Genomic DNA, 11684 nt, shown 5'->3' with positions numbered 1-11684 from the left:
TAAAAACTAAAGCTTTACTGTACAAATTAAAGGTAAGCATAAGGCGGATAACCCCCGTACATCCCCAGGACTTGCTTAAGAGCGGACGGTGTCCATGCATCAAAATGATTCGGAATGGACATAATAACGTCAGTTCTGACTAGACTATGCACACAACCCGTTAGGAGGCAGACAGGTATGGACACGCACGAATTTGTGGAGAAGTTCCAGGAGAACCAGCGGAAGGCAGAGAAAAACAAACGTCGGGGCAAAGGCTCCCCGGAAGCAAGACTGGCTACTAAGCAGCACGGCACAAATAAATAAAACGAGGGCTAATAATTTACCACGTGAAACATTTACACCGTTAATTCCCGCTAAAAAAGCAGCAGCCTGTTCTGTGAATCCAGAACGGACTGCTGCTTTTCGGCTTCTACGATATGCACAAACCGCGGGTTACTTGCTCAATTTCGCTACGTTTACGGCTACCTTCTCCAGCTTTGCTTTGCTCAGGGACTGATCCGGCGAGCTGAGGGTCACATAGCGGTCATCCAGCTTGAAGGTCAGCATCGGGATATCCGAAGGCGTATACCATTTGGCGCTTGTTCCATTCGCCAGCTTCACCGTAGTTCCGTTATAGTCATACGAGTAATCCCGCGGAGAAACATTCACACGCATATGCTTGAACAGGAAGGACACACCGTCTTCACCGCCGCCCACACTTACGAAGCTGTCCCCGCTGATCATTTGTGCCGGTGCATAGGCCGTTTCAAAGCCCTGATAGTCTGCGAATGCTTTGGTGATCTGTTCTTTTTGTGCGGCAGTATAATTTATCGGAGCTAGGGTGATGGCGGAGCCGTTATCCGGTACCGGAGTTCCCGAACCGCTTCCAAGAACGACCTGATTGGCCGAAGCATTGAAGGTTACCGGTACATTCAGGGCATCCGCCAGTGCACGGACAGGCAGATAGGTAGTGTTGTTATAAGTAATGGGAGACAGTGTCTTGCCGTTGCCGTCCACCGGTGTATACGCTGCTCCGTTGACCTTGAAGCCGATGCTGTGATTCAGATAGGCGCTGATCTTCTGCAGATTGGTTCCTGCATAAACCCCGGCCGACCCTGTAACTGCCATTCCGAACACCATAGTTGCTATGATCATCTTTTTGCTTTTCATTGAATATCGTCTCCCTTGTGACCCAGTTTGTTGTTAGTGTTGTTCTTTGCTATAGATCAATTTAACCATGAACTTATTTCTAACTTGTATCCGGATTGTAAAGAAGCATTTCAAAGCCCCGCTATCTATAATTACCCTCTTTCTGCATCAAAGGGGAGGCTGACGTAATACAGCAACAGCCCGGGCCATCTCCAAAGGAGGATGGACCGGGCTGTTCTGGATAAGGCTCTGAATTAGCGGCTGCGGGAGACAGCAGTCTTATAGACTTCTGTATATAGAATTTCTCTGTATAATTGAAACTCACTTAGACGGATGGGCCGGGGATACGTCATAATGCGCAGCGGCAGATCAGGCTGTCCGGTACGCAGCGGGGGCTGGACGTAATCATAAGGATTCAGGTGGAAGCCCAGCCGCTCATAAAATCCGATTCTGCGCTGCTCCAGCTCTCCAGCCGGCGGCTCCACCTCCAGCAGCACCGGCTTGTCCGAACGGGCGAGATAGCTGTCCATCAGCTTAAAGCCGATTCCGCCGCCGCGCGTAGCCGGGTTCACGGCGATATGCTCCACAAAACGAAGCAGCGGAAATTCCCATGCTGCTAAGAAGCCCATGATCCGGCCGGAAGCCTCCTGCTCGGTAAAGATCCGGTAGCTGGGGTTGTCCAGCAAAGCCTTCTGGCCGCCGTAGCTTCTCATCTCACTGACAGGAAACGAGGCTTCCATAAGGGTATAGATTTCATCAAAGTCTGAAGGATGCATATAGGCCTCCTCATTTATTTCAGATTGGACAGCTCATTCGCCGTACTGGCAACATGCTCATACGCACGGCTCAGCTCCTGCATCGCCTGGCCCTGATGCTGCGAAAAGCCCATAATGTCCTGAATCGACCGGTCCATCTGCAGAATGGCCTGCTTCATCCCGGCCAGCTGGCTATGGATATTCTGCACTAGCGAATGGCTGTCATTAGCCAGCTTGCGGATTTCTGTCGCTACTACGCCGAAGCCCCGGCCTTGCTCGCCTGCCCGGGCCGCCTCAATCGCAGCATTAAGCCCCAGCATATGGGACTGATCGGCAATCCGTTTAACAGAAGACAAAATTTCAAAGCTGCTCTCGATATCACGCACCATCGCTTTGGAATGGCCAACCAGCTCGTCCAGACGCTCCGTCACGCCATGCGCTGAGCGGGTCACTTCTTCTGAGGTTGCGGTCATTTCCTGGACCAGGGAAGACAGCTCCTGTGCCCCGTCCTGAAGGGCAGAGGTACGGTGGGTGGACACCATGGCTGCAATAACGCCAACGACTGCCCCATTCTCGATAACCGGTACCGCTGAAGAAAGATAGGGTACTCCAAAGGCCTCCGCCCCCCGTTCTTCACGCTGCACCGTTCCAGTCTCAAAAGCTCTGTAGGAAACGGTTCCTTTGAATTTCTCCAGCGGAGCGCCTACTGGAACCCTAAGATCAATCTGCTGACCCGGGAGATAAGCCACCACCTTCTCGGTATCAGCCAGCACCATAGCAGCATCCTCCGGATACGTCAGCTGGATTACACTAAGCATGTCCTGCAATTGTTGAATTTTATTCACTAGCATGGGTCATCAACCGCCTGTTCCATAAATATATGATCTAAACTGATTATAGCACTCCGTTTTTTCAAAAAATGCCTTAATGTACTTGTAAAAATCCCCACTGCCGAACTAGTTAAAATCACGTTTAAACCGCATCTCTAGCGCTGCATAATAGGCTGGTGAAACAACCGGCTGCGCTCCCCGCAGAATCTCTTCCATGTAATACACGGGCGGAGCTGTCTCGGCCTGTTTGTTCACCACAACAAAAGTTACCGCCGCATGGCTTGTCCCGTCCCTAAGCTGCACAGGCACGACAGCAGGTCGGTATAAGCCCTCCGCCACACCTTCCCGCACATACAGATAATTCAGCAGACACTCCGGTGTTATCCGGTACACCTGACCTTCCGCTCTGCCGCCGGTTTCAACCAGATCGGCCCGTCCCCCATCGGCAAGAGGCAGGGTAAAGGCTACTTGAAAGCCCTCCGCCACACCGCAGCCCTCTACGCTGTTGAAATCGTCTTCTCTTCCGGCAAGCTGAATACGCCGCAAGTCCATGCAGCTCCCATAGGCAAAATAAAGCAGCTCCCCGCTATCCTTCAGCCGGTAAAGCTTCCAGTCTCCTTCCGGAATTGCGGCATATTGCTGCGTGTGCCTGTACACATAGACCCAGGCTTCGGTCACACCGGTGTCGGTTGTCACCTCTGTCACTACCCGCTCATAATCATTCCGCGTATCGCCGGGACCATAATACTCCTCCAGCTCATCAAGCTGCTGCAGCACTTCCGCTGTCACTTCGTAGAGTTCGCCGGCCACTGTGCCTTCCGTCTCCAGCAGAACCGGATAACCTGATCCCGTATCGGCCAGCGTTCCCTTTACTTGCGCCAGCAGTGAGAATAATCTGCTGTCCCCCAGCAAATCATGATACTGTTCGCCCTGCCGCAAGGTACCATACACAAATATTTTTTCCATAGTGGCATTCCTCCGCCTGCATAACGCTTTCCCTGCATTATACCAAAAGAGTCACAAAACCTTCTTTAAAGATATTGCTGTTTATTAGCATCTGGTACTAATATAACATGCTATACTATACATTAGTTGCAACCATCACGATTATATAGGAGAGGTACATTTGGACAATCAGCGCTTCATTGCACCTGAAATCTACAATCTGACTTCGGAAATGGAACAGCATCCTCCGGATAAGATTGCGCTTAAATGGCTTCATGAGAACGGAAACTTCGAGGAAATCACCTATGGTGAGCTGCTCAGCCAGGCCAACCGGCTTGCCGGAGGGCTTGCCGGTCTGGGACTTCATAAAGGCGACCGCGTGCTGGTCATGGTTCCGCGCCGTATCATCGCTTACGTCATCTATCTCGCCTGCCTAAAGCTGGGACTGGCCGTTATTCCTTCTTCCGAAATGCTGCGGGCCAAGGATTTGTCCTACCGCCTGCGGCATTCGGAGGCCAGAGCGGTCATTGTCTGGTCCGAGGTTACCGGCGAAGTCAATAAAATCACTGAAGATCTGCCGGCTCTCGACTACCGCCTGTCGGTATCCGGAAACAAGGACGAGCTTGAAGCCGGCTGGAGCGATCTGGAGAGCCTGATGGACGGACAGCCGGATTCCCGTCCGGCCCTGGCCACCAGCCGTGACGATATCGCCATCCTGGCGTATACCTCCGGCACAACCGGCAATCCGAAAGCTGTGGTACACACCCATGGCTGGGGTTATGCCCACCTGCGGATCGTTTCACCTCAATGGCTGGACATCCGCAAATCGGACACCGTATGGGCTACAGCAGCTCCGGGCTGGCAAAAATGGATCTGGAGCCCGTTCCTGACGGTGCTCGGCAACGGTGCCACCGGCTTTGTCTATAATGGTTCTTTTCATCCGGACCGTTATCTGCAGCTCCTGCAGGATCAAGGCATCCAGGTATTATGCTGCACGCCTACAGAATACCGCCTGATGGCTAAGACAGAAGGACTATCACGGTATGACCTGTCCAAGCTGCGCTGCGCCGTGTCCGCCGGTGAACCGCTCAACCTGGAAGTCATCAACACCTTCCAGCATCATTTTGATATTACGATCCGCGACGGCTACGGGCAAACAGAGAGCACGCTGATCATTGCTGCGCTGAAGGATGATCCGATCCGGATCGGCTCCATGGGCAAATCGATTGCCCCCGGCATCGCGGAGATCATTGATGATCAGGGGAATCCGGTTCCTCCGGGTGTAGTTGGAGATATCGCAGTGCACCTCAGCATGCCTGCCCTGTTCCAGAATTATTACAAAGACCCGGAACGTAAGGCGAATGCCTCGCACGGGGAGTATTTCGTTACCGGAGACCGGGCGCGTAAGGATGAGGACGGCTATTTCTGGTTCGAAGGCCGGGGCGACGATATTATCATCAGCTCAGGCTACACCATCGGCCCGTTTGAAGTGGAAGAAGCGCTGATGAAGCATGATCTCGTCAAGGAATGTGCCGTTGTTGCCAGTCCCGATGAGATCCGCGGTTCTATCGTCAAAGCCTTTGTCGTGCTGAAGGACGGCAAGGAAGGTTCCCCCGAGCTGGTTAAGGAGCTGCAAAGTCATGTCAAAGAGATGACTGCCCCTTACAAATATCCTCGCAAGATCGAATTTATCAATGATCTGCCGAAGACTGCATCCGGTAAAATACGCCGTGTAGAGCTGCGTGAGCAGGAAAAACGCGCTTCGCAAGAATAGTAGTTTCTGGCAGCAAAAAGCCCCCATTCTCCGCTTCACCATGGAGAATGGGGGCTTTGACGTATATGGTTCTTAAACTACATTAACGATCTATTCCGACCAATACTTTGCGCCCGGATTCAGCTCGGCACCGATCTCGCCTTCTTTGACCAGGTCGCAATCCAAATAACCTTCCTCATCCAGGAAATAGGCTTCCTGCTTGTAGAATTCACACAGCGTTTCCAGGAACTTCTCAGGCGAATCGTACATCACGACCAGATCGCCGTAGTCATGCAGCAGATCACAGATTACCTCCGCGCCGTCCTCTGAACGGTAGCAGCAGATGAAATCACTGCCATAGTTCGTCAGGAGCGGGAAAATCTGTCCGCCGCCAGTATGTCCCTTCTCCTCCAGAATGCCTGCCAGCACCTGCATTTCCTGTTCATATTCAGTGATATGAATGAGACGGTATCCCGGGATGAACTCGATCAGGCTCGGCTCCTCTTCCCCGCTGCTTGTTCCTGCAACATGGCTGTAGATCACCTTAAGAAGATCCGGGGCATCCGGTACCCGATCGGTGATTGCCGCGCTGCCGTTAGCGCAGATCCCCAGGCTGGCTGTATAGTTAGGACGTAATTGGGCGGAAAGCTCAAGGTACGTCTGAAATTGCGCAGAAAGCGGGTGTTCATTAGAATGGGTATACATGTTGTCATCCTTTACTTGATTAAATTAGGAAAGCGGACCAATGAGAACTTGTCCAGTCCCTGTCGATCCGCTTCTCTTGGATAAACTATTTAACCGCTGAAACCCACTGCTTCTTCAGCCAGTTGTCGAAATCTTCGCCCTTCTCGCCTTCATAAGCATCGTAGACATCAATCCGCATCTTCTTCAGCTTCTCCTTGAACTCTTCATAGGAATGGTCACGCGGGAGGCTTTTCTTGATGCGCAGCACGATCTTGGAGATCCCTCTGAACAGCTCAGCTTTGTTCTTGGACGGTACTTTTACATCTTCGCCGAATGCACTCAGCTTCTTGTACGCGGCTTCTTGTACAGTATATACAGGATCACTGATCATCAGACGGTTCAGGATATCAATGACTTGTTTGTGGTTCCAGTTACCCAGCTCTTCGACAGCCGCAAGACGCGCTCTCCAGTCCGCAGAACGGCCTGCAGCCTTCTTCAGCTCCTCATAATTCTCTGGCAGCTCTTGATTCAGTTCTTCATTATTCAAACGATACAATCCCCTTCTTGGTTAAATCTGCTGGTAGTGCAATTCTACCGTTTGCGCTCCCTGATTTCAATCTTTTGTCCAAATTTTAATACACCTTGAAAAAAACATCCTCAAGAATCGTCTTAGCCTTCCTCAGGCTGCGCTCATCCAGCTTCCGGAGCATTGCTGTAATCTCATGCAGCTCTGCGGAATCTCTGGCCGTAAAGGGTTCCGTATCCTCCGGCAGATGCTTCACCGCTGTGAATCTGGCGGCAATCGATTCCGGTTCAGTCCACGAAACCTCTGCCGTATCCTCAATCCCCTGAGTGAAAAACAGCAGTTCATTCTCGCTGTAACGCTCCAGGAACAGATGAATGCCGACATCCATTTGCTTGTGCAGCGCCTGATGCAGCGTGAAGATTTCCTGCCCGAGCGGCGTTGTGCGGAACAACACTTCTTTCTTATTGTCCGGCAGCAGCTCCGTACAGATAATCCCTCTATCGAGCAGTCTGCGGGTGATCTTGGATACGCTGCCTTTGGGGATCCCAAATTCTTTCGAAATGGAAGCACCGTTGACCGGCTCCAGCTGTCCGATGGCATCGATAACATGCAGCATCATCACGGTAGACTCCTTAAGAAACTCAATAACAGCGGGATTGGCGCAATTACGGATCATCCATTCCCGTTCCTCGTCATCATCATTTTGGAAGCGCCGCTGCAGCTTAGTGACGGCCTGCATCAGCCGGGCAATCAGCATCTCCTTCCCGGGATTTCCGGGTTTAGTATTAGTATTTCCGGAAGCATCAGGCATGCCGGTTCTCCTCACTTTCTGATAGGTCTCTCCTATTCACAGTGTAGCATTGAACCAACCGCAAATAAAGTTTCCAGGAAATATTATTGACATATAGGAAACCAGATTCTATTATTGTATCCAAGAAACATTTTTTATAATCCAAGAAACAATATTAGGAACGGAGACGATAGATATGAGAGTGGCTATAATTTTCGATCATCCTTATGGAGCCGGAGCATCGGACAATGTTCCCCATGCCCGCAGTTATTCGGCGGCTTTGCTGGCAGCAGTCATACGGGGGCTGAATACACAGCAGCATGAGATCGACCTTATGGATCTGCACGCCGACGGCTTTAACCCGGTTACTTCAGCGCAAGAGCTGTCTGCCTGGAGGCAGAAGACCACGCTGGATCCGCTAGCCGCCGATTATCAGAAACGCCTGATTGCCGCCGATCATATTATTTTTATTTTCCCCGTGTGGTGGGAGTCCATGCCTGCCCTGACCAAGGGATTCCTGGACAAAGTATTCGCCAAAGGCGTGCTGTACAACGAACCGAAGCCGGGACGCCCCTTTGTTCATTGTCTTCCAAATCTTCAAGGTGTATCGCTGCTGACCGTGATGAGTACCCCGGACAAGATCTACCGCTGGTATTTCGGGAATCCGGTAACCAAAATCCTTTTCCGCGGCACCTTCCGCAAGATGGGCTTCCACAAGCTGCGCTGGTACAACTACACAGGCATGGAAAGACGCAGCCCGGAACAACGCAGCCAATTCCTCGCCAAAACCGAGCAGCGGTTTGCGCGTTTGTAGACGGCATAACCGTTTGTATACAGATTGCCTTCAGACCTGAGGCCGGGGGCTAATCGGTATACCAGCGCGGAATGTTCCTGTGAAAAGCATCGTAGTCCTGAAAGGCCTGCCTGCCGCGGGCCATCATCCCTTGAATCTCATCTATGCCAAAGGGAATCGCCCATTTAATCGAAAAAAGCGAGCTGTAGGCCACGTACAATGCCTGTCTCCGCCAGAAGGCCTCCGGTGGTGATCCTGCAAAATAACCGTCCAGCTTACCCTTGGCAAAGGGGATACTCAGTTCCCGGTCAAAGAACTGGACTTTGTAGAACTCCTCTACATAATCACCAGTGTCCCAGCGGTTGAAATCAATAACACCGATCCCGCCCTCCGGGGTGTAAATGAGATTGCCAGCGTGGAAATCACCATGGTGCCAGACTTTCTCCACGTTATGAATAAGGCCGATATTCTCTTTCACATAATGAATGGCATGTTCATCGTCCTCCAGATGATACGGACAATCTTCATATTCCTTGATCCGCCTCAGCATCTTGGCCTGCATGGCCGTTTCCCAGCCGGACAGGTCGTTGCTGATTGGGATACTGTGTATCCTCTTTAAAATTCGGCCAGCCTCCATCCCCAGCTTATACTGTCCCTCGGGGGTAAGTGCGGTCAGACATTCCTCCAGCGGAACTCCCTCCACCCAAGTCAGCAGCATATACACTTGTTTCTCTTCACCTTCACCGCATGTTCCGAAACTGACCGCCTGCGACATCGGAAAATCCAGTTCATTAAACCGCTTAATGAGTGCAAATTCTTCCCGCTTGCGGGCAAAAGTATTCCCTGCCGACAGCCGGAGCAGCAGCTTGTTGCCTTCGTTATCCTCTATGTAAACCTTTTGATCATCCGACCAGCCCTTGAGTACCTGTTCAATCGTCCGCCATGTTTCCGCTCCCGGAATTCCTTGTATTCTTGGATCCGTCATGATTTCCCCCTCCTTATCCATCTCAATTATTAAGTTCCTATGCGATAAGCGGCGGAAAACCGGCCCGGCTCCATAACCAGAGCGGAGTATGTACATCAATCGGTGCCAGACCCGAACCTCTAAGCGCTGTCTCCCATGCTTCAGCTACATAATGTCTGTCTTCGGCAGTACCGTTTAGCACTCCTTCAGAGCAAATCCCCAGCTTCACGCTTGCCTGCAAAATATGCGTATCCGGAGCAATCGTAATCAGCTCACGCGACCTCCAGACAATCCCCGCATAGCTCTCCATCACATACAGCCAGTAATTGAAGATTTTTGGGCCGGACAGATAGGGAAAATCAGATTTGCGTTTATGCTGTATTATATTTTGCAGGATTGCAATGTCGGACTGTGCTGCATCGATTAAACCGGCTACATCGCCGTTTGCGGAGGAGCGGGCAATTCCCCCGGCGACCCGCTGCCAGATCACCGGATGCCGGTTAGGCTGTAAGGCTACGCGATGCAGCAGCAGTGCGGTTTGCAGTTCCACCGGATCACTGGCAGATGCAGCCTGCGGATCAAAAACCCACCGGGTACTCTTATCTATATAAGCTTTAGCCACCGCCTGCCAGAGGGCATAGGCATTCCTCTGATAATTAAGCGACATCGCCAGTGTCAGCACATTCGGCAGTTCAGCAGCCGGAACAATCCCGAGCAGCGCATCCTCCGGCATCACCTCCCCGCCCAGCAGCCCGTTAGCATGCATTTGCAGCAGTATCCGGATTTGTTCAAGAAATAGTTCGGTTCGCATATTCCCTCCGGGTGAAAAAATTAAAGTTCCAGTTGGCACCATTATATCCCATCGTCTATCATATTTTCTAACTATTACTATATTCAAATTGACAACATTCTGCTGCCGATGTTACGCTCTGTGTGCGTTCGTTCTTTAAATAGAACATACCTGCTCCATTCGTATCTAAATTCCAGTAAGGAGAGTCCCTATGACTGACCGGTATACCCTTGATAAAGGGAGCTTATCTAAGGAAATATTGCTTCTTCTTGCCTTTTTAACAACAGATTCTATTGATGAGCTGGCGCAGCGGAGCCCGGAGCGGTTCGCGGAGATTAACTGGGAGCAGTTTGTCCGGCTTACGCTGCATCACCGTGTGTACCCTTTCATATATCCCAAGCTTAGCCGGATGCAAAATAAACTTGTTCCTGCACTAGTCAGCGAACGTTTACAGCGGGAATACCGCAGAAATACAGTCCAGATGCTTCAGCTCAGCGGAGAGATGGGACGCATCGGCGGAGAGCTTGCCAAGTCGGGGATCCGGTCTCTTTTTCTAAAAGGCCCGGTGCTGGCAGAGGATCTGTACGGCGATATTTCGCTGCGCACCTCGCGCGACCTTGATTTCCTGGTGCCGATGAAGCAGCTTCACGAGGCAGAAGCACTGCTGCTCCGCCTGGGGTATGTGAAGGAGGAAGACTTCGAGAGTATTCTAGGTGACTGGAAGTGGCGGGAGCATCATACGACCTTCAATCATCAAGACAGCAAAATCAAAGTTGAAGTGCACTGGAGATTAAGTCCCGGTCCATCCACAGAGCCGGATTTCGACGAGCTATGGCAGCATGCGCGGACAAGTAAGCTAATGGGCCCGGAGGTGCATTATTTAGGCAGGGAGGATTTGTTCCTGTTCCTGGCGGCGCACGGTTCGCGGCATGGCTGGTCGCGCCTGCGATGGCTGCTTGATATCAGGCAGCTGCTGCTTCAGCAGCCGGATTATGCCGCACTTGCCAAGCTGCTGAAACGGTATAACTATGAAGCTGCCGCCGGGCAGACGCTGATCCTAGCTAGCGATTTGCTGGAAGCACCGGTTGACTCCAGGCTGTCTGCTCTGGCAGACAAACCGAAGGCCCGCCGACTGGCACAGCTTGCGTTATTTTATGTATCCCGGATGGTCAATCTGCACAATCCGCCGCTTGCGCCGGAAGTGAAGCGGCATTTCAAATATTATCAGCCGGCGATCCTAACGCCATGGCACCAGTTCCTGTACGTGGCCGGCTTCCTCTATCCGTATGCGGCGGATGCCAAAACTTTGCCGCTCCCGAAGCCGCTGCATGTACTCTACTTCCCGCTGCGCCCTTTCCTGTGGGCTTGGCGGAAGGTAACCGGCGCAGAAAAATAACCACTAAGGATCGCGGGATAGTACCGGCTGCATCCTGACACTGGATTTCGTGAATAGCACAGCTTCAAGAAGCCGAGCTAACCGGCTGCTCTGTTGCAACGCATGCCGGAACTGCTCGCCTATGGAGTTGAATAACACTTCTGTTGCATTGTGTACAGCAGATCCTGCCTTCCGCAAACCGTATCGCCGTTCTGTTGTATTTTGTACAGCTGATTCGCCCGTTTATGTGGATTTTGGCCAAAATTGCGCCTTACGACTGCATAAAATGCAATAGAATCACTTTCTGCTCCTTACCGAGGCAATTCTACTGCACAAAGTACAGTAGAATCA

General features: G+C 51.6%; 13 protein-coding genes. 4 read left to right on the top strand and 9 right to left on the bottom strand.

Annotated elements, in window-relative coordinates:
- Positions 1–177 precede the first annotated feature (177 nt).
- Complete coding sequence (locus QU597_RS03800) at positions 178–303, top strand: DUF4023 family protein (protein WP_310831449.1); 126 nt, start codon at positions 178–180, stop codon at positions 301–303.
- A 129-nt stretch (positions 304–432) separates the two neighbouring features.
- Here QU597_RS03800 and QU597_RS03795 read toward each other — a convergent pair whose 3' ends face one another.
- The 4 genes from QU597_RS03795 to QU597_RS03780 all read right to left on the bottom strand — a co-directional run bounded on the left by QU597_RS03795 (position 433) and on the right by QU597_RS03780 (position 3679).
- Positions 433–1149 carry a stalk domain-containing protein gene (locus QU597_RS03795; protein WP_310831448.1) on the bottom strand — a complete coding sequence of 239 codons (717 nt, stop codon included), beginning with the start codon at positions 1147–1149 and terminating at the stop codon, positions 433–435.
- A gap of 233 nt (positions 1150–1382) precedes the next feature.
- A complete protein-coding gene (locus QU597_RS03790; protein ID WP_310831447.1) occupies positions 1383–1904 on the bottom strand; it encodes a GNAT family N-acetyltransferase in 522 nt (173 codons plus the stop codon).
- 14 nt (positions 1905–1918) lie between these two features.
- Positions 1919–2734, bottom strand: a complete 816-nt coding sequence (locus QU597_RS03785) for a methyl-accepting chemotaxis protein (protein WP_310831446.1) — start codon at positions 2732–2734, stop codon at positions 1919–1921.
- A 105-nt stretch (positions 2735–2839) separates the two neighbouring features.
- The gene (locus QU597_RS03780) at positions 2840–3679 is read right to left on the bottom strand and encodes a gamma-glutamylcyclotransferase (protein ID WP_310831445.1); all 840 of its coding nucleotides are present in this window, start codon (positions 3677–3679) and stop codon (positions 2840–2842) included.
- A 211-nt stretch (positions 3680–3890) separates the two neighbouring features.
- Here QU597_RS03780 and QU597_RS03775 point away from each other — a divergent pair, with 211 nt between their 5' ends.
- Positions 3891–5432 carry an acetate--CoA ligase gene (locus tag QU597_RS03775; protein ID WP_310833215.1) on the top strand — a complete coding sequence of 514 codons (1542 nt, stop codon included), beginning with the start codon at positions 3891–3893 and terminating at the stop codon, positions 5430–5432.
- A gap of 90 nt (positions 5433–5522) precedes the next feature.
- On the opposite strand, the gene QU597_RS03770 is transcribed toward QU597_RS03775, so the two are convergent.
- From QU597_RS03770 to QU597_RS03760, 3 genes are all read right to left on the bottom strand, one after another.
- Positions 5523–6116 carry a hypothetical protein gene (locus QU597_RS03770; protein ID WP_310831444.1) on the bottom strand — a complete coding sequence of 198 codons (594 nt, stop codon included), beginning with the start codon at positions 6114–6116 and terminating at the stop codon, positions 5523–5525.
- Between the two features lie 85 nt (positions 6117–6201).
- A complete protein-coding gene (locus QU597_RS03765) occupies positions 6202–6642 on the bottom strand; it encodes a HEAT repeat domain-containing protein (RefSeq protein ID WP_310831443.1) in 441 nt (146 codons plus the stop codon).
- A gap of 85 nt (positions 6643–6727) precedes the next feature.
- On the bottom strand, positions 6728–7432 hold the full coding sequence (locus QU597_RS03760) for a winged helix DNA-binding protein (protein WP_310831442.1): 705 nt from the start codon (positions 7430–7432) through the stop codon (positions 6728–6730).
- A 175-nt stretch (positions 7433–7607) separates the two neighbouring features.
- Between QU597_RS03760 and QU597_RS03755 the strand changes: the two genes are divergently transcribed.
- Complete coding sequence (locus tag QU597_RS03755) at positions 7608–8225, top strand: NAD(P)H-dependent oxidoreductase (RefSeq protein WP_310831441.1); 618 nt, start codon at positions 7608–7610, stop codon at positions 8223–8225.
- Positions 8226–8274: 49 nt separating this feature from the next.
- On the opposite strand, the gene QU597_RS03750 is transcribed toward QU597_RS03755, so the two are convergent.
- Positions 8275–9189: an aminoglycoside phosphotransferase family protein gene (locus QU597_RS03750; RefSeq protein ID WP_310831440.1), complete on the bottom strand. Its 915-nt coding sequence runs from the start codon at positions 9187–9189 to the stop codon at positions 8275–8277.
- A gap of 37 nt (positions 9190–9226) precedes the next feature.
- Positions 9227–9979: a hypothetical protein gene (locus QU597_RS03745; RefSeq protein ID WP_310831439.1), complete on the bottom strand. Its 753-nt coding sequence runs from the start codon at positions 9977–9979 to the stop codon at positions 9227–9229.
- Positions 9980–10169: 190 nt separating this feature from the next.
- On the opposite strand from QU597_RS03745, the gene QU597_RS03740 reads away from it, so the two are divergent.
- Positions 10170–11354 carry a nucleotidyltransferase domain-containing protein gene (locus tag QU597_RS03740; RefSeq protein ID WP_310831438.1) on the top strand — a complete coding sequence of 395 codons (1185 nt, stop codon included), beginning with the start codon at positions 10170–10172 and terminating at the stop codon, positions 11352–11354.
- The last annotated feature ends 330 nt before the right edge of the window (positions 11355–11684 follow it).

It is taken from the genome of Paenibacillus pedocola (assembly GCF_031599675.1).
Taxonomy (GTDB): Bacteria; Bacillota; Bacilli; order Paenibacillales; family Paenibacillaceae; genus Paenibacillus_AQ; species Paenibacillus_AQ pedocola.
This window is presented reverse-complemented; position numbering and strand designations above follow the sequence as displayed.